The sequence below is a fragment of the Listeria welshimeri serovar 6b str. SLCC5334 genome (assembly GCF_000060285.1).
GTDB classification, from domain to species: domain Bacteria; phylum Bacillota; class Bacilli; order Lactobacillales; family Listeriaceae; genus Listeria; species Listeria welshimeri.
In genome coordinates this window covers 875,260-893,201 of sequence record NC_008555.1, presented here as the reverse complement: position 1 = coordinate 893,201, position 17,942 = coordinate 875,260, and the positions used below count along the sequence as shown (strand labels likewise).

Sequence of the window (17,942 nt, the reverse complement as noted above, 5' to 3'; positions counted from 1 at the left end):
AAATAGCTGAAAACCATTCAAAATGATTTCCAGCTATTTATTACTTCCATTTAACTAATACTTGTTTTTTTAGATTATTCATTGCTTTTGTTGCATTTTCTTCTGTTTTAGCTACGGTTTGGAAATATATTTTACACTTTGGTTCAGTTCCCGACGGTCGTATTGCAAACCAAGATCCATCCGCCAAGTAAAATTTCAATACATTTTCTCTAGGTAATTCAATGCTTACTGTTTCATTTGTTAAAAGATTCGTTCGCACGCTCGTAAAAAAGTCTTCTACAGCTACTATTTCTGCTAAAAAAGCAGGTTCTTTTCGTAGTGAATCTAACACTTGGTTCATTTTTTCTAAACCATTATTGTCTTCAAGTGTTATTGTGTGGAGATGCTCTTTATGATAACCAAATGCTTTATATAATTTTTTCAATTTTGTTAAAAGGGTTATTCCTTCTTTTTTATAAAACAAAGCCATTTCAGCTGTTAATAATGCCGCTTGAACTGCATCTTTATCACGAACAAAAGGTGCAATCAAATACCCATAACTTTCTTCATATCCAAAAATAAAATGAGCTTCTGTATTTTCCATCTCGGCTATTTTTTCACCAATAAATTTGAATCCAGTAAGAGTTTGAATATGATTAATACCAAAATGCTGCGCTATTTTACCACCTAAATCCCCTGTTACAATCGTATTAATCATCGTATCTGTTTTAGATAAATCCGCTTTTGCTGCTAAAATATAATCTAAAAGTAAAGCTCCAAGCTGATTTCCTGTTAAAATTTGATACTCGTTTTGGTCATTTAAAACAGCTACTCCGAGTCTGTCCGCATCTGGATCGGTCGCTAAAATAATATCAGCTTGTACTTTTTCCGCTTGTTTTTTAGCTAACGAAAAACTGTTTTCTTCTTCCGGATTAGGTGAACTCACTGTTGGAAAATCCCCATCTGGCTCACTTTGTTCTGAAATTAGTGTTATATTCGAAAAACCATTTTTCAAAAGACCTCGCATAACAAGCTCTTTTCCAGCGCCATGGAGAGGTGTATAGCAAATCCCCAGTTCATTCCCGTAATCAGCTAGTAAATCTGGACGAGACACTACTTTAGTCAAAGCATTTAAATAAGCATCGTCCATTTCTTTACTCCTGGAAGTTACATGGAGATTTGGCAATTCACACACTGGTATACTAAAAATATCCGTTATTTCCGCTAAATAGCCAGCAATTTCCTCTGCTACTCCAAGTGTGATTTGGCAACCATTTTTATCATAAACTTTAAATCCATTATAAATAGAAGGATTATGGCTGGCCGTAATTACAACACCCGCAAAAGCTGCTTTTTCTCGAACACAAAAAGATAAAGCAGGAGTTGGACGAATCGCATCAGATAAATAAACCTTAATTCCTAATGCTGACAAAACTTTTGCTGTTTCAGCGGCAAACTCATTTGATTGATGTCTAGAATCATAAGCAATTGCAACGCCCTGTTCTTTGCCTCCGTTTGCAACAACATATTCCCCTAGCCCTCTTGCTACTCTTCTAATGGTGTAACGATTGATGCGTTTCGAACCAATACCCATTTTACCACGCATTCCGCCTGTTCCAAACGTTAAATAACCATCAAATCGCTCTCTTTCATTTGCTACTTGATTTAATTCGTTTTGCCACTTTTTGGGTAGATCAGCATTTTGCCATGCTTTTAGATTGTTTTGCCAAGTCATTTATTTTCCACTTCTAACTGATGTAAAATTTCGCTGATTTTCATATCACAACCCGCCATGGAAGTATCTGCCACGCCATAATACATATGCAACGTGTCCCCTTCTTGAATTGCTCCACAAGCAAAAACCACATCACCAAAGAAGCCATTTTTTTCATAATCAGCCTCTGGTTCTAAAATAGGGGTTTTCGTTCTTTTTAACACAATCGTTGGGTCGTTTAAATCAAGTAAAGCTGCACCCATTACGTAACGGTTTTCTACTGTTGCTCCGTGATATAAAACCAGCCAGCCTTCTTCTGTTTTAATTGGTACACAACCGCCGCCTACTCGGCCATTATCATATTCACCCGGACGAATACCTAGCAAATGACGATGATCTCCAAAACTGCGCAAATCTGGTGAAGAGGCAATCCAAATATCTAAGTTTCCAATACTTTTCAAACTCGGACGATGAAGTGCATAGTATTTTCCATTGATTTTTTCTGGGAAAATAAGCACATCTTTATTTTCAGGAGCAAAAATATTTCCTTGATACTCCAATTTTTCAAAGTCTTTTGTTGTGACTAACGCGTCTGCTACACCAAACTCAGAAACCGCACTGAAATTCACATGATATGTATCACCAATTTGCGTTACACGAGCATCTTCAATCCCAAATGTTTGATATTCATTAAACGGATATAAAAATGGTTTTTCATCTAAAGTAAAATGGCGCCCATCTTTACTACGTGCAATTCGAATATAAGAAAGGGAAGTCAAATACGAAAACCCTTCTAATTTTGCTTTATTACGAATCATTCGCGGATCTTCAAAATCATAATTTTCATCATCTAATCGAAATTGTTTGAGTTCTAATACTTTACTTTCTGCATTATAAACTGGAGCAAGTACCACTTCTGGATCCTCACTTATAGGTTTTTCTGCCACACGAAGAAGTAAAAGTACTTCTCCATTATACTCAGCAACACCTCCGTTAAACGCACCAATCACTTCAAATCCTTCATGTATTGGTTTTACGTCAAGCGGTGTAATTAATGGATTTTCTTCATAACGATAAATGTTCATTTTTAGTCAAAACTCCTACTATTAGTTATTTTTAAATGGATCTAAAATAGTTATTTTTTGTGCATCTGAATCGCCAATCCCTGCATAAAGCGTAGCCGTTCCGTCTGAATTTCTGATTAAACCGCCGCTAAAGACAACATCTGCTAAATCTGGTCTTTTCGGTTCACTTGGAGCAAAATTCGCACGTTCAGCTATTATTTTTTCTTGCTCAATTTGCGTAAAGTCTTCATTTAGTTGAAAAGCAAAGGCGTAATAATGACGGTCGGAAGCTTCATCAAAACAAGCAATATGGCCGAGAACTCCTACTCTACCTTCGTCTAACAAATGAATTTCGTTTCCGCCACCCCATTCATCCCCTGAAAAATTTCGTTTCAGAAGAGGTGCTGTTTCTATTTTCTCTAAAGTTAAATCGGCTAATGAATGGATGACGATTGCACCAATTTTCCCGCGTCCTCCTTTTTCCCCTTGAGGCCTTGTTAATACTAGAATACGTCCATCCGGCAACTCTTTGATGCGTAAATCTTTCATTCCGATTGGACCAACAAGTATTTGTTCGAAGTCAGTAAGAGAGGTCGCACGATATAAATTGGTTCTCCAATCTAATTTTGCCGGGTCAGATTCTTTTGGAAAAACCTCCACACCGCCAATAATAAGCTCCCCTTGCACAAAGGTTACAAACGGGTCTTGGAGGGATAACACTGTGGAATTCTCGACTAATTGGTACGTATCAATTGTTACATTCTCAAAAAATCGCACTTCTGAAAGTTCACTATCTCGAGATTCCACTCGTCCTGCAATATATTCTTTGCCGAGCCAAGTAAAAGGTGCGGTAATGTTATATACATCTTTTTCCCCAGCACCATTTAACTGAATACGTGTCCCGTTCGCTATCGTATGTTCGCGAAATGTTTGCAATAAAGTTTCTATTGATTTCATTTTAATCCTCCACTCTGAGCGCAATCCCTGTGTAAGCACCCAATCTAATACCAGTTTCTAACATATCAGCCTCCCCAAAAACAAGTTGCTTTTGACCTGAAAGCGGATATAATACCTTATCTTCTCCAAAATGAAGTAAAAATAAGAATTCACCACGCTGATAACTTAATATTTCACCATCCAATCTTAAAAAAGCATATTCTTTTTCTTTAAAATCATGTGCTTTTCGAAAAGCAAGTAATGTTTTATAAAACTGCCACATGGAAAGTGCTTCCTCTTCTTTTAAACTAGCCATTTTAATCCATGGTTCATCTAAAGTGAATGGTCGTTTATCTGGAAAAACCATTGGTCCGCGTGCTTTATCTCTTGTTTTTCCTATCGCAATTTTAAGTGCATCTTCTTCATTTGAACCTGTTTTTAATGCTTGATAATAAGCGTTTGTTCCTTGAATGTCGCGCATCTCTTTCACTGAAGAAAAAGGCAAATCTGGCAGCCCTACTTCTTCCCCGTAATAAATAAATGGCACTCCTTTAGCAGTTAACATTAAAAATGCTAAAAGCTTTGTTTTCGACAAATTTCCATCCGCAAGTCGCGTTAAAAATCTGCTCATATCATGACTTCCAAAGAACAACGTTGGCCATTGTCCTTCATTTAGCGCTGTTTCCATCTCATTCAATGAAGTAAATACGGATTTTGCGTCAATTTGTTCCACACTTCCAAAATTAAAATTAAACGTAACATCCAGCATTTTCTCTGAACTATATTTCGCAATTTCCGGTAGTTTGTCAGAACTAATTTCACCTACTAAAAATACTTCTCGCTCTTTACGACAAAACGAGGCAATATCTTCTAATGCCTGTTCTAACCCTTGCTGATTCCGGTCATAAACATGCTCCATCTCCCCGTCTACTACAGGATTATCTGGAAACTCGAGTACAAGTGTTAAATTATTGATGACGTCTAATCGGAATCCCGCCACTCCTTCATTCAACCAAAATGCTAAAATCTGCTCAATTTCTGCTCGAACAGCTTGATTGGACCAGTTTAAATCTGCTTGTTCTTTTGCAAAGCTATGATAATAATATTCACCAGTAAGATCGTCTAATTCCCATGCTGAACCACCGAAAAACGACTCCCAATTATTTGGTTTTTCGCGCCAAATATAATAATCTCGTTTAGAATTGGTTTTATTCTTACGTGATTCCTTAAACCAAACATGCTCCGTAGAAGAATGATTCAACACGAGATCAATAATAACTTTGATACCTCGCTCATCTGCTGCTTTCATAAACTCGCGGAAATCAGTCATATTGCCGTAATCCGGGTTTATTTCGCAGTAATCCGACACATCATAACCATTATCCACTTGTGGTGATGGATAAAATGGGGTAAGCCAAATACCATCCACGCCTAAATCCGCCAGATAATCTAGTCTACTAGTGAGTCCTACAAAGTCACCCAAACCATCACCATTACTATCTTGAAATGATTTCATATAAATTTCATAAAAAACACTACCACGCCAAAACTCCAAGTTCAGTCGCTCCTTTTATTTCAAAGTAAATTGCATTCCTTCTTGGAATTTCTTTGAGAAGAATAAGAATAAAATAATAAGCGGAAGCGTTAATAATACAGAAGCCGCATACATAGGACCTGGATAAGTTGCATATGGTCCAAACATTTGCGATATAAGTACATTTAACGTTACCGTTCCATCGCTTTTTGTTACAAGCATGTCCCAAAGTAAATTTGTCCATCTGTCTGTGAATAGGAACAAGAAAATAACCGTCGTAATAGATTTAGACATTGGTAGCACAACACGAAATAAAATTTTCATATCGCTTGCCCCATCTAATTTGGCTGCTTCAATTAGTGTATCTGGAATCGCTTTGAAAAAGTTTGTATACATAAAGACTGCCCATAAACTCAGCATTGTTGGAATAATCATTCCAGCATACGTATCGAGTAAACCAAAATCTGTAATCATTAAAAATTGTGGAATAAGCAAAATAATTGCTGGGAAGAACATTTGGAATAAAATCGCATTATTAACAAGTTTCTTCCCTTTAAAATCTACTTTTGCTAGTGCATATCCAACCATTAGGCCAAAAAGTAACATTAATCCTGTAGCAATCGTAGAAACAATAATCGTATTAATAAATGCATGAATCCACGGAGCTGGAGCAGCCACTACTGAATTACCAAACAGCCAATCCCATGAACGAGTTGTAAATTCAGTAGGAATAAGCTTTTTATCTACTTGATCCCAAGCTGCAAATGAGTTTAAGACAAGATAAATAAACGGATAAATCATAACTAGCATGAGTAATGTTGTCAGTATATAGCGAACAATTTTCCCCGCTTTACTATTATGTCCAACCATTTCTTTGACCCCATTTCTCAAGCATTTTCTTAATGACACCAATCGATGCAAACGTTACAGTTGCGGCCATAAGTGAAATTGCAGAAGCATAACCAGAATTCAAGTTAACAAACGCTTGATTGAAAATTTCCATTTGCCAAGTATTTGTTGCGAAGTTTGGTCCACCGCCAGTTAATTGGTATACTTCGGTAAAAATCCCAAAACTAACACCTACCGCTAAAACTATAACCGTAAATAATGCAGGATACATCATTGGCACAGTTACTTTCCAAAAAGTTCTAAATCTTCCAGAACCATCCATTGCTGCAGCTTCATAAATTTCATGATTAATGCTCGAAAGTCCGGAAATCAAAATAAGTGCATAATAACCAGACATTTTCCAAGCAATCATAAGTGAAATAATAACGAGTGCAGACATTGGTGTCCCGAGCCAATCAATATCCCAACCAAAATGTCCTCGTAAAAACACATTAAGGGCACTATTATATGAAAGTAAACCTTGGACAATTAAAGAAGTTACAACCCCAGAAGATAAATAAGGTAGGAAAAAAGCTACTAAATATAACCCCTTAAACCTTGGAAGCCCGTTAACTAATACCGCAACAATCATGGAAATAATTAACGCCATCGGAACAAACACAATTAAAAACTTATAGGTAACAAAAAAAGCGGCTTGAACTGCTGGACTTGTAAATGCTTTAATAAAATTATCAAAACCAACAAAATTGATTTCTGGACTCATCATGTTCCAGTCCGTCACAGATAACCAAATGGACCAAACGAGCGGTACTAAGAAAAATATCGCTGTGAATATGAGATACGGGCTGGTAAATGACCAGCCCAATTTATTATTTCGCCGCTTCATTTTTGAAGCACCCCATCCTCCGCTTTCTTCATATCAGACCAAGCTTTAGCAGGTTTCTTCTCCCCGCGAACAATCGGATTCCATGCTTCTTCCCCAATGATTTGTTGAATGTCATTGTATTTGGCATCATCCATTGCTGGGATACTATTTGGTACATTTGCTGCATAAACTTCTAATTCTGGATTTTCTTTAAAGAAAGCAGTGAATGTTTCATTTTTAGTTGCATCATCACGAGCAGGAATTAAGTTGGTTGTCTCTAAGAATTTCAAATCGTTTTTATCATCACTATAGACAAATTTCAAGAAATCCATTGCTGCTTCTTTTTCTTTGTCCGTTGCTTGTGCATACATTACCACGCCTTTGGAATCTGCGTATGTAGTAATATTTTTTTCATCTTTCATCGTATCAGGTACTAATGGTGCTGCTATTGCATAGTTTTCATTGTATTTAAGATCTGGGAATTTTTCATCCCAGTTAGGGAAAGTCCATGGTCCATTATCGGCCATAATACTTGTTCCAGTTTCAAAAGGATCAGTAGCTTTACTTGCAAGGAGTAATTTATTTTTTTGTAATTCAGACATAAACGTTAATAGTTCTGTACCGGCTTTATCATCTGCTACTAATTTGCCATCTTCTACAAAAGCATTTCCTTTAGAAGCTGCATCATAAAGTGGGAAGAAATCAAACCAGCGCATCCAAGCTGTCGGATCAGATAAGTCCCCTTTTGCCCAAAGTACTTTGTCTGGGTATTTTTCTTTTAATTTTTTACCTACTTCTAGAGCTTCACTATATGTCTTCGGTGGTGCATCATAGCCAAGTTCTTTAAGCGTATCTAAACGCCAAGCAAACAGAATCGGATTAGAATATACTGGTAAAACATATTGTTTTCCATCAGAGAATTTCCAAGAATCCATTGTTTCCGTCATATTACGTTCTTTTACTACATCATCAAGCCCTTTTACATCATTCAAAGGGACAATTGCTTTACTGTCTGCTAGTTGAGCCGCGAAACTACGATTGATATTTTCAGATATTGTTGGTGCTGTTTTAGAAGCAATAGCCGATTGAATAGTGGCTTCCGATGAAGGGCTTTCCTTCATTTGGGAAACTTCAATAGTCACATCTGGATTTTCTTTTTCATAGGCTTTTGCCATTTCATCCCAATATTTCACTTGCGTTGGATTTGGGGCTGCCCAAAACGTTACTTTTGTTTTACCATTGTCGTCGCCGCTATTGCCATTTCCACCGCCACAAGCAGTTAGTAATGATCCAGCAACCGCAACACTAAGAGCTGCAATAGCAATTTTTCTAATCTTCATATCAATAATCCTCCTAATTCCACTTTTTTGTAATTGTAAGCGCTTGATTACAATTACATTATCACATTACTTTTTTGTAATGTCAATAATTACTTTTATAAATTCTTTTATATTAGGTGTTTATAACGTTTCGGAAAGATATTTTCCAACATTACTTTTAACATTACTTTTTAATTATGAAATTTTTGCTATTTTGTGAATTAACTTCTATAATAGAATAAACAGAGGAAAACGGAGGGGGAAACATGAAGAAAGTTACGATGCAGGACATTGCTGACAGGCTGAATATAACAAAAAATTCTGTCTCACAAGCTTTAGGCAATAAAAACGGGGTTAGTGAACAAACCAAATTAGCTGTTTTTAAAATGGCAGATGAATTAGGTTATAAATATAAAAGAGAAATCGCTCGAGAAGTTGTCAAAGAGAAATTTGCACTTTTAGCTACCTCTTTTGCTTTATCACAAAGAAGTTTTTTTGGAGAAATTATTGATAATATGAAACAGAGTCTTATCGCGCATCAAGCGGAATTAATTATTTTTCCAGTAACCGATGAAGAGGCCGAAGCAAATCAACTCCCAGAACAAATTATGAATGAAAACTGGACGGGGATTTTCTTGCTTTCGCATATTAATACAGGCTATAGCAAAAAAGTAATAGAACTTGGTATACCTGTTGTTCTTATTGACCATCATGATCCGCACCTAAAAGCGGATGCAGTGATTAGTCAAAATAAAGATGGAGCATTTATGGCTGTAGAATTTTTAGTCCAAAATAAACATCAAAAAATCGGTTTTCTAGGGGATATCAGTTTTTCCCCGAGTTATGAGGAACGGCTGGAAGGCTACAAAAAAGCATTGCAATATTATCAAATTCCTTATAACGAAAAATACGCCATTACTCGAATTAAAGAGGAACAGACAACGTTATATCGAACACTTGACGAACTAGATGAACTTCCAACAGCTTGGTTTTGTGTCAATTCTGGGCTTGGATTTATTTTAAATACTTATTTGCAGTCAAAAGGATATAATATTCCGAAAGACTTATCGATTATTTGTTTTGATAATACCGAATTTACTGTTCTGAGCAATCCACAACTTACAACAATGTGTACAAATCTTGGTTTTATGGGTGAAAAAGCAATTGAACTTATGTATAATCGTTTAAGAAAACCAGAAGATAGTTTTGTCCACTTGGCGTTAGCAACTAATTTAATTGCCCGAGATTCTGTCGGAGAAAACAAAAAAACCGATTCAGCGAGTGAGAGCTGAATCGGTTTTATTAATTTACATTTAGTATAGCAACATCTTTTTGTAAAAATATCAGAACTGCTGGATAAAGCTTATTTGCTTGTTCATCTGGACTAATTATCTGTTTTGGACCCTCTAACACAAATAATTCTTTAGGTCCTGGTATACTTTCCAGTAAGAATTGCACACTTTTTTCAGTCGAAGCTTTTGGATTACCATTTTCTTGCGCAATGAATGTTGGAATTTCAATATGCTCAAATGCCGGTTTTGCTAAAGCAACCATTTTTTCAAACTGAAGGGTAAATGTCAAAGAAACTTCTGTTGCTTTCTTTTGATTCCGTTTGAACATTGGATTATTTTTGAGTGTTATTTCTTTTGCTTCGTTGATCGCTTGTTTGGAATTCCCGACAACTTGTGGCCGTTCTATTGCGTTTAAAGCTATATCTAGCAGTACCAGTTTTTTCACCTCTGGATAATGTCTAGCAAGCCAACCCGCGAGAAGTCCGCCCATGGAAAAACCAATAATATATACTTCATCGTCTTCTTTCAACATTTGACTCAAAATACTATCTACAAAAACGATCCAATCTTTATACGTCACATTTTTTAAGTGGCGCAGGTGATCATGGCCAGGTAATGTGGGCGCTAAAACATCCCAATCTGTATGCTCTCGCAAATAATCTGCGAGCGGCTTCACCTCGGACGGCGAACCAGTAAAACCATGAATACACAAACAAGCAACCATTATGCCTTTCCTCCTGTCCAAATTATTACCAATTAATCGGTAATATCATATGTCCAATTTTAGTCGTTACTTAATAATAAGATTTTCTACTACATCTTTCAAGCCCATTCCGTAAGAACCTTTGACCAGTATCCATTCATTTCCATTCACTTCCGAAAGAAGCGCCGTCTCAAGCGATTCCTTTGTGTCAAAATGTTGAACTTTTCCCTGACCAATTTTTGTTTCAGCTACAGTTCCAAATGCTTTCATTGCCTCACCATACAAGAAAACCTTCTCAATCGTATCTTTTTCCAAGACTTCGGCCGATTCTCGATGCAGCTTTGTCGACAACTCACCTAATTCTAACATATCTGCAAGCACCAAATATTTTGGTTTTCCTTTTGAATCCATGTGCATAAATGTTTTTAACACCGTTTTTAAAGCTGTCGGACTAGAATTATATGCGTCATTTAAAATTCGCGCCCCGCTTTTTGTTGTAATCCACTCTAAACGACTTTTGGAACGTTCCATTTTTTTAAGTGCAGATTGAATTTTTTCGCCTTCAATACCAATTTCTCTTGCTGCAAGCATTGCGGCCATTGTGTTGAACACGTTATGTTCGCCAATAATTGGAACAAAAATTTCGAGTTCTGGTTCCCAATTTGTTACAAAAGAAGTTCCTTCTGCTTCCGCATGAATTTCTAATGGATAAATTTCTGCAGCTTCTGATTTTCCAAAAGTGAGCTGTCTGAAATCCCCATTAATATTACTTAACAACAAAGTCTCTTCGTGTGGATAAATTAAAATCCCGCTTGGGTTTAAGCCCGCCGTAATTTCGAGTTTGGCTTTCGCTATTTCTTCACGTGAACCTAGATATTCAATATGAGCTTCACCGATATTCGTAATAATCGCAATATCAGGTTTGGCAATTTTAGAAAGCACTTCGATTTCATGACGATGATTCATACCCATCTCAAGCACAGCTACTTCTGTATCTTCCGGCATGGTGAGAATAGTATATGGTAACCCAATATGGTTATTAAAGTTTCCACCTGTATAATGCACTTTATAGGTCGTTTCAACAATAGCTGCCATAATATCTTTTGTAGTTGTTTTCCCATTGCTTCCTGTAATTGCAATCACTTTCGGTTTTACTTGTTGTATATATTTCGCTGCCAATTCTTGAAGCGATAACAATGTGTTGTCCACTAAAATAACTGGAAAATCCGTTGGTGGATTCGGTACATCTTTTTGCCAGAAGGTCGCAACTGCTCCCATTTCTCTTGCTTGACTTACAAATTCGTGTCCATCGCGCAAATTCCCCACAAATGGAACAAATAAATCACCTGACTTTATTTGCCTTGTATCAAAACAAATGCCAGTAATGACGACATCGCGAAATGTATCTACATGAATGGAACTATCTAACATTGCTACTACTTCGCCTACTGTTTTCTTCAAATCAAATCGCTCTCTTCCATAAAAAAGCAGCTTCCGCATATGAAAACTGCTTTCTTGTTTATTTTAGTCTTCTAATTTATATTTAAGTGCATTTTTTGCGGCATGTCGTTCTTTTGCTAAATCAACTAATCTTTCAATTAACGCGCTGTATGGTAAACCAGTTTCCTGCCAAAGAAGTGGATACATGCTGTAAGGCGTAAAACCAGGCATCGTATTGACTTCATTTAAGAAAAGCTGATTATCATCTGTTAAGAAAAAGTCTGCCCGTACTAATCCACTTGCATCAAGGCCTAAAAACGCTTGGACCGCATATTCTTTCATTTGTTCCAAGATTTCTGGATCCACTTCAGTCGGAATAATTAATGCAGTATTATTATCTTGATATTTTGCTTTGTAATCGTAGAATGTAGCCACTGCACCTTCTGGCAAAATTTCACCTGGAACCGAGCAAACTGGTGTATCGTTTCCAAGTACACCCATTTCGATTTCACGTGCAACCACCCCTTGTTCAACAACAACACGGCGGTCATATAAAAATGCTTCTGTCATTGCATCTTCTAATTCTTTTTTGTTTGTTGCTTTACTAATACCAACACTAGAACCAAGATTTGCTGGCTTGACGAAGACTGGATATGTAAGTACTTCTTCCATTTCAGAAACCATTTCTTCTTGATAATTTTTCCAATCAATTAAACGTACTGCAACTGCTGGAACTTGCGGAATGCCAGCATCTGCAAAAATCTTCTTCATCACGATTTTGTCCATTGCAGCAGAAGAAGCTAAAACCCCATTACCAACATACGGAATATTTAATACTTCAAATAATCCTTGAACGGTACCATCTTCTCCGTTTGGACCATGTAAAAGTGGGAAAACAACCGTTTCTTGATCATCTGCCTCTAAAACAGCTGGGCTAATTGCCTCGCCTTCTGATTTTTCTGATTCCGTAGCAGCAAGTTTCACTGTATTTGTTGCTGAAAAACGTAATTGTTCAACAAAATCTAATTTACCAGTGAGAAGTGGTCCTTGAACCCATTCTCCTTCATTTGTAATATATATTGGCTCAGCTTCAAATTTTTCCAAATCTAACGCATTGATAACTGAAAATGCTGTTTGTAAGGAAACCTCGTGCTCAGCAGACTTTCCACCGTATAATAAAATTAATTTGGTTTTCATAATACCCCTCCGTCATTATTCGCTTTATCTATTTTACCATGTTTTAGCAAGATGAAAAGACATAACTAAAAAATAGGTTGAAAAAATCTTCTTTTTTAAATAAGAAACGTACCCACTTATTCCAAAAAGGACTTTTTCAACCTACTTTATTAAACGCCAGATGTTAATTTTAAACCAACTACGCCTGCAATTATCATCGTAATAAAAAGCAATTTCCCAACACTTTTACGCTCTTTAAACACAATCATACCTAGTAACACGCTACCTACTGCGCCAATTCCGGTCCAAATCGCATAACCCGTCCCAATCGGTATCGTTTTAAGAGCATGTGAAAGTAAAAAGAAACTCGCTGCCATAAAAATAATTGTAAGTGTCGCATATCCGAATCGTTTAAAGCCATCAGATAATTTTAGCATGACAACGAACACCATTTCACAGAGACCTGCTACAAGTAAAAATATCCAATCCATTGTTATTTAGCCTCCTTTTTAGCATCGTTACCATCTACTAATTTCAAACCGATAATTCCTGATAGTAATACAAGAAGCGACACAATTTTCCAAAAAGAAATACCTTCTGAAAGAAAAATCATTCCAATAATGGCTGTTCCAGCAGCTCCAATTCCGGTAAAAACCGCATAAGCTGTCCCAATCGGAATTGCCTTCATCGACATTGAAAATAAACCAAAACTAACAATCAAAAATGCTATCGTTAAAAGACTCCAACCTAATATAGTAAAACCATGCGATTCTTTCAGTCCAAAAGCCCACACAATTTCTGATAATCCTGCCATAATTAAATAAAACCAAGCCATTTCCTTTACCTCCACTTCATTCTAGTAAACTTGCTAGCACTTCCCAAGCAGATGTCCTTCGCGATTCAAATTCTGCCTCATCATAAATCCCATGTTCCACGCTAAGACCATCCAGCAATGCATAAAATACATGCATCCATCTTATCAAAACAGATTCTGGTACAATTTGTTCAAGTGTTTTCCGCAAAATGTTGTCCGTCAGCTGTTCATAGGTTCGTGTTTCCTCCTTCAATTCTTCAAAAAGCGATTTGGGTGGATAAAACACAGCTCGTTGGAAAAATTTCTTCTCATCTGGACTACTAGAAAAATCGGTAGCCACAAAAAAGAGACTTCGGAGTTTTTCTTCTCCTTCTAATTCTTCGCGTTCAGCAACCTTGCTTAATTCACGCAATTCTGTTTGGATACTATCTTGATACACTTCCAAAAAAAGAGCTTCTTTAGAAGAAAAATGTGCATATAAAGATGGTGTTTTGATTCCCACTGCTTTAGCTATTTCAGAAAGTGCCGTCCCATCATACCCTTTTTCCGCAAAAAGAGTGAGCGCTGTTTCTTTAATTAGTTGTTTCGTCATTAAAAGCCCTCCTAACTAACGTTCATTAGTCACATTCTAGCAAATAAAAAACCAAACGTAAAGGAAAAAGTTTGATTTTTTATTTTTCGATATATTTCCATTCATTCTGTTTCAAATCATATACTAGTTTTGCTACTTCTTCTTCATAATAGATTTTAGAAGAAATTTCTAGCTCTGTCATCTCTTCTGTTAACCCTAAACCAATAGGGACTTCAATTTGTGTTCGAGTTCTAACGACATCTTCCAGCGCTATACAAGCACCGTCTTTAAAATAATCAGCCATTTTTTTCAATAGTTCGACTGGTGGTTCCGCCACATATTTTTTCTTACCAAATGAGAAAATACCTTTTTCATTAACAAGCTCTGATGTTTTCCGCGCAATCACATGACTTAACAACATATAAAAATGATTTAAATTCCGGTAATATACTTTATTATAACGTCCATCTTGTCTCGTTAAATAAACAAAATTATTTTGTAATTTATAATAAAAAGGAGAACGAAGGTGCCGCCCAGTATGCGCAAGATACAGCATTTCAGCAACTTCTTGTGGTGTCAGTTGGTTTAAAAGCTCTACATCCTCAAAATCAATCCAACAAAAAGGATTAAAATTCTCTTTGGAAATATTTGCTAAATCGCCAGGCTCTAAGTAGTGAAAAGCTGTATGTGCATTATAGGACGCATCTTCTATATTATGTTTGATTAACAAAATATTTTCAGGGGGTTGCCCTACACCATTTAAGAAATCACAAAAAGAAATGCCGCTTGTCGCCACATTGTTAATAACATGATCAATATGAACATAAATAGATTGTTGATTAACCGCTTCTTTTTTCATGTATTTGCCTCACTCTAATTCTATTTTCTTCTATGACAAAAGCCTTCCATTCCATCATACAACATTTTTACTGAAAAAGGATAACAGAAACATCAAATCTTCGTAACTAATTTATGACAAACAAAAAAAGCGAAGGTTATTTATATGTAAATCACATGATCTTAAATACTTAAGAAAAGTTAGTAACATATCAAAAATCTCCACTTTTAGCTTTTACTGCAATCGAAGTTTCATGTTTGGCATAGCTTTATTGCTGACTGCTTTCCAAATATCTTTTCGTGATTTCGTTTTTTCGACCACAATTCCTTTTTCTTTGAGCTGACGGATTACTTGATTCAAATCTTTTTGATTATTATCCAAACTCATCACTCCATCTTTAAAATTTGTTTTCATTCTCAATTTTTATTTTTCTCTTTCTTTACTTTAACATATTCTCTTTATTAAAAATACCCTATTTCTTTAGAAAATAACTTATATACAAACCTTTTTTTCAAGAAAGCGTTTGAAAACCGAATTTTAAGGGGGGTTTTCCTAAAATTGTATAGTAAAAGGCTGAAAAATTTCAGCCTTTTACAATTAATGATTATGTTTGCCTTTTTTTCTATACACAATTGTTCCAGCAATGACCAATAACACACCTGCAAATAATAAAGTGGCATTTTCAGTTGTTGTATCACCAGTTTTCGGTAAATGATTGCTACTGGTTGGCGCTACTTTTTTAGTTTGCTCCTTGTCTCCGTTACTGGTTGTTTTTACTTTTTCGTACTCATAAGTCACTATTTGCGTGTTTACTGTATAAACACCGTTCTTATTTGTTGGAACCTTTGTTAATTTGTAACCAGTAATTATTTTTTCGCTAGTTTGATATGGATCATCTAATTCCCCAACAAGTGTTATGCTATCAGCAATCTCCGCTCCATTTGTATCAACATAACGAACGATTACCGGCGCGCTAGTTTCTGGAATTGGTGCCATATTTTTAGAATACACGTAAGTAACAGTTTGATTAGTGGAAGTGAAGATACCAGTGGCGTTTTTTGGCATTTCTTTTAACGTATAGTTTTTAATATCTTTTGGTGTAGATGTATATTTAGTACCTCTTTTACCTACTAAAACAGTATCTTCTGAAATTTTCTTCCCATTTTCGTCAACATACTTTACTGTAACTGGGGCGCCGTCAGCTATTTCATACACATAAGTGACAGTTTGCTCATCTTTTGAAAAAATCCCATTACAATTAGTTGGCGTTTCTTTTAGTTTAAAACCTTCAATGATTTTTGCTTTTGTGCTGTAAGGAGTATCTATCTCTCCTGTTAGAATTTCAGAAGTAGCAATTTCATTTCCAGCCTCATCCACATATAAAACTTTCACAGCTGCTGCTCGTTCTTTTACCCTTAAAGGTTGAATAATTTTCCCACTAAAGTTAGGTGTTGTACCTTGAAATTCCATAAGAACACCAGGAATTACAATATCATTCGTTCCTGTTTTATAATTATAGACGTTATACTTTACAACACTACTTTTAGTAATATTAGACATCAGTATTGAATTTTCTTCCAGTGTCGTAGTTGGATTGGACGGAAGTGTATAATTAATTGTTGATAACTCAGGTTTTATCGGTTTATCAATGGTTAAATTTTCTCCAGACCATACTTCTTTTGCTGGTAAAATAACTGATTGCCCTGTTGCAGATAGTTTGTTAAATATTGGCTGATTTTCTAGTGGTGACATATCAGCAATATAATTGTTATTTAAATTAAGCGATGTTAAATTTGTTAAGTTTTTAATAGATGAAACACTATTCATATTGGACAAAACGATTGTTAACCTAGTTAAACCAGTAAGTTCACTTAAGAAAGCATAGGTTGGATCAGTTGAATAAACAACGCTAATACTTAGCTCATTCAAACTTTTATTGTTTACCAAGAAATCAAAATTATATACATTTCTTGGCATTGCTGTTTGAGCATGTACAACATCTTTACCATTTGAACTCCAATCAAAATAGATTAAATTTCTAAGTGGCTCAAGACCAGTAGTCGTTTCAAAACTACTCGTATTAACAGTCAATCGTGTTAGAGAGCTCATTTGACCAATATACGCTAAGTCAGCATCTGGTGCAGTGACTCCAACACATTGAAGCGTTTTCACTTTTTTTAAATACTGTAACCCATCCAAAGTAGTAAAGGTTTCGTCAGTTAAGTCTAGTATTCCTGTAATATTATTCAGCTCTGCTTCGGTTGGCTGATACGTACTTGGTTTCCCGAGCATCGAATTGATTATGGTTCGTAAATTGTCGTCCGGTATCAAGGAATTCTCATCTTTTATAATTACTTCACTATCATCAGTCAATGAGCTCTTTGATTTCACTACATTTTCTGTGCTCTCTGCTTTTTTTTCATTTGTTACTTCTTTTTGAGTATCTGAATCATTTGGACTGGTTGTTACTTCTTTTTGAGCGTCTAAATCATTTGGACTGGTTGTCGCTTCTTTTTGAGTGTTTAAATTGTTTGGACTAGTTGTCGCTTCTTCTTGTGTATCTGCACTTTTTGAGTCCATTGTGGCTTGTGAATCTGTTTTTTCCGTTGCCAGTTTTTCTGTGCTAGTTTCTTCAGCATAAATGTTGAAAGGTAATATACTAAACGATACGAAAGTTGCTACTATCATTAATATTAGTATTTTTTTCAAGTTCCTATCCCCTTATGTTATGACTTATGATATTTAGCATTGTCCAAAATGTATTTGATAGGCCTATCAATAATTATTATAGTATACTAATCATGATAATCCAGAGTAATCATTAAATAAATTATATTATTATGGCAAA

The 17,942-nt window shown here is 35.8% G+C and carries 17 protein-coding genes; 1 reads left to right on the top strand and 16 read right to left on the bottom strand.

The annotated features are described in order from the left end of the window. Window positions 1-40 precede the first annotated feature (40 nt). From LWE_RS04365 to LWE_RS04335, 7 genes are read right to left on the bottom strand one after another with little or no spacing between them, the layout of a single operon-like run. A complete protein-coding gene (locus LWE_RS04365; protein WP_011701694.1) occupies window positions 41-1,714 on the bottom strand; it encodes a phospho-sugar mutase in 1,674 nt (557 codons plus the stop codon). Continuing rightward, on the bottom strand, window positions 1,711-2,778 hold the full coding sequence (locus LWE_RS04360) for a BtaManbiosPhlase (protein ID WP_011701693.1): 1,068 nt from the start codon (window positions 2,776-2,778) through the stop codon (window positions 1,711-1,713). Before LWE_RS04360 ends, LWE_RS04365 begins: the two co-directional genes overlap by 4 nt. A 21-nt stretch (window positions 2,779-2,799) precedes the next feature. Next, a complete protein-coding gene (locus tag LWE_RS04355; RefSeq protein WP_011701692.1) occupies window positions 2,800-3,714 on the bottom strand; it encodes an MTP-1 family protein in 915 nt (304 codons plus the stop codon). 1 nt (window position 3,715) lies between these two features. Continuing rightward, complete coding sequence (locus tag LWE_RS04350; protein WP_011701691.1) at window positions 3,716-5,248, bottom strand: alpha-amylase family glycosyl hydrolase; 1,533 nt, start codon at window positions 5,246-5,248, stop codon at window positions 3,716-3,718. A 15-nt stretch (window positions 5,249-5,263) separates the two neighbouring features. Continuing rightward, complete coding sequence (locus tag LWE_RS04345; RefSeq protein WP_011701690.1) at window positions 5,264-6,097, bottom strand: carbohydrate ABC transporter permease; 834 nt, start codon at window positions 6,095-6,097, stop codon at window positions 5,264-5,266. Beyond that, window positions 6,084-6,962 carry a carbohydrate ABC transporter permease gene (locus tag LWE_RS04340; RefSeq protein ID WP_011701689.1) on the bottom strand — a complete coding sequence of 293 codons (879 nt, stop codon included), beginning with the start codon at window positions 6,960-6,962 and terminating at the stop codon, window positions 6,084-6,086. The genes LWE_RS04345 and LWE_RS04340 overlap by 14 nt, the downstream gene beginning before the upstream one ends. Continuing rightward, window positions 6,959-8,281 (bottom strand): ABC transporter substrate-binding protein, encoded by a 1,323-nt coding sequence (locus tag LWE_RS04335; RefSeq protein ID WP_011701688.1) that lies wholly within the window; start codon window positions 8,279-8,281, stop codon window positions 6,959-6,961. The genes LWE_RS04340 and LWE_RS04335 overlap by 4 nt, the downstream gene beginning before the upstream one ends. A gap of 245 nt (window positions 8,282-8,526) precedes the next feature. Here LWE_RS04335 and LWE_RS04330 point away from each other — a divergent pair, with 245 nt between their 5' ends. Beyond that, on the top strand, window positions 8,527-9,552 hold the full coding sequence (locus LWE_RS04330) for a LacI family DNA-binding transcriptional regulator (RefSeq protein WP_011701687.1): 1,026 nt from the start codon (window positions 8,527-8,529) through the stop codon (window positions 9,550-9,552). Between the two features lie 10 nt (window positions 9,553-9,562). On the opposite strand, the gene LWE_RS04325 is transcribed toward LWE_RS04330, so the two are convergent. The 9 genes from LWE_RS04325 to LWE_RS04285 all read right to left on the bottom strand — a co-directional run bounded on the left by LWE_RS04325 (window position 9,563) and on the right by LWE_RS04285 (window position 17,803). Beyond that, a complete protein-coding gene (locus LWE_RS04325; protein ID WP_011701686.1) occupies window positions 9,563-10,276 on the bottom strand; it encodes an alpha/beta hydrolase in 714 nt (237 codons plus the stop codon). Between the two features lie 66 nt (window positions 10,277-10,342). Next, on the bottom strand, window positions 10,343-11,716 hold the full coding sequence (locus LWE_RS04320) for a UDP-N-acetylmuramoyl-tripeptide--D-alanyl-D-alanine ligase (protein WP_041176322.1): 1,374 nt from the start codon (window positions 11,714-11,716) through the stop codon (window positions 10,343-10,345). Between the two features lie 63 nt (window positions 11,717-11,779). Then, entirely contained in the window at window positions 11,780-12,892 is a 1,113-nt protein-coding gene (locus LWE_RS04315) for a D-alanine--D-alanine ligase (RefSeq protein ID WP_011701684.1), read from the bottom strand. 149 nt (window positions 12,893-13,041) lie between these two features. Continuing rightward, window positions 13,042-13,362, bottom strand: coding sequence for a quaternary ammonium compound efflux SMR transporter SugE2 (gene sugE2 / locus LWE_RS04310; protein ID WP_011701683.1), 321 nt, complete (start codon window positions 13,360-13,362; stop codon window positions 13,042-13,044). 2 nt (window positions 13,363-13,364) lie between these two features. Further along, window positions 13,365-13,706 carry a DMT family transporter gene (locus tag LWE_RS04305; protein ID WP_011701682.1) on the bottom strand — a complete coding sequence of 114 codons (342 nt, stop codon included), beginning with the start codon at window positions 13,704-13,706 and terminating at the stop codon, window positions 13,365-13,367. 16 nt (window positions 13,707-13,722) lie between these two features. After that, complete coding sequence (locus LWE_RS04300; RefSeq protein ID WP_011701681.1) at window positions 13,723-14,277, bottom strand: TetR/AcrR family transcriptional regulator; 555 nt, start codon at window positions 14,275-14,277, stop codon at window positions 13,723-13,725. Between the two features lie 79 nt (window positions 14,278-14,356). Further along, window positions 14,357-15,115: a hypothetical protein gene (locus LWE_RS04295; RefSeq protein WP_011701680.1), complete on the bottom strand. Its 759-nt coding sequence runs from the start codon at window positions 15,113-15,115 to the stop codon at window positions 14,357-14,359. 213 nt (window positions 15,116-15,328) lie between these two features. Next, on the bottom strand, window positions 15,329-15,475 hold the full coding sequence (locus LWE_RS04290) for an Lmo0850 family protein (protein WP_011701679.1): 147 nt from the start codon (window positions 15,473-15,475) through the stop codon (window positions 15,329-15,331). A gap of 216 nt (window positions 15,476-15,691) precedes the next feature. Further along, entirely contained in the window at window positions 15,692-17,803 is a 2,112-nt protein-coding gene (locus tag LWE_RS04285; RefSeq protein ID WP_011701678.1) for a MucBP domain-containing protein, read from the bottom strand. Between the last annotated feature and the right edge of the window lie 139 nt (window positions 17,804-17,942).

What these genes read in the sequence shown, in the direction of transcription:
- LWE_RS04365 (WP_011701694.1), bottom strand. Translation starts at nt 1,714, where the DNA reads ATGACTTGGCAAAACAATCTAAAAGCATGGCAAAATGCTGATCTACCC.
- LWE_RS04360 (WP_011701693.1), bottom strand. Translation starts at nt 2,778, where the DNA reads ATGAACATTTATCGTTATGAAGAAAATCCATTAATTACACCGCTTGAC.
- LWE_RS04355 (WP_011701692.1), bottom strand. Translation starts at nt 3,714, where the DNA reads ATGAAATCAATAGAAACTTTATTGCAAACATTTCGCGAACATACGATA.
- LWE_RS04345 (WP_011701690.1), bottom strand. Translation starts at nt 6,097, where the DNA reads ATGGTTGGACATAATAGTAAAGCGGGGAAAATTGTTCGCTATATACTG.
- LWE_RS04340 (WP_011701689.1), bottom strand. Translation starts at nt 6,962, where the DNA reads ATGAAGCGGCGAAATAATAAATTGGGCTGGTCATTTACCAGCCCGTAT.
- LWE_RS04335 (WP_011701688.1), bottom strand. Translation starts at nt 8,281, where the DNA reads ATGAAGATTAGAAAAATTGCTATTGCAGCTCTTAGTGTTGCGGTTGCT.
- LWE_RS04330 (WP_011701687.1), top strand. Translation starts at nt 8,527, where the DNA reads ATGAAGAAAGTTACGATGCAGGACATTGCTGACAGGCTGAATATAACA.
- LWE_RS04325 (WP_011701686.1), bottom strand. Translation starts at nt 10,276, where the DNA reads ATGGTTGCTTGTTTGTGTATTCATGGTTTTACTGGTTCGCCGTCCGAG.
- LWE_RS04315 (WP_011701684.1), bottom strand. Translation starts at nt 12,892, where the DNA reads ATGAAAACCAAATTAATTTTATTATACGGTGGAAAGTCTGCTGAGCAC.
- sugE2 (WP_011701683.1), bottom strand. Translation starts at nt 13,362, where the DNA reads ATGGATTGGATATTTTTACTTGTAGCAGGTCTCTGTGAAATGGTGTTC.
- LWE_RS04305 (WP_011701682.1), bottom strand. Translation starts at nt 13,706, where the DNA reads ATGGCTTGGTTTTATTTAATTATGGCAGGATTATCAGAAATTGTGTGG.
- LWE_RS04300 (WP_011701681.1), bottom strand. Translation starts at nt 14,277, where the DNA reads ATGACGAAACAACTAATTAAAGAAACAGCGCTCACTCTTTTTGCGGAA.
- LWE_RS04295 (WP_011701680.1), bottom strand. Translation starts at nt 15,115, where the DNA reads ATGAAAAAAGAAGCGGTTAATCAACAATCTATTTATGTTCATATTGAT.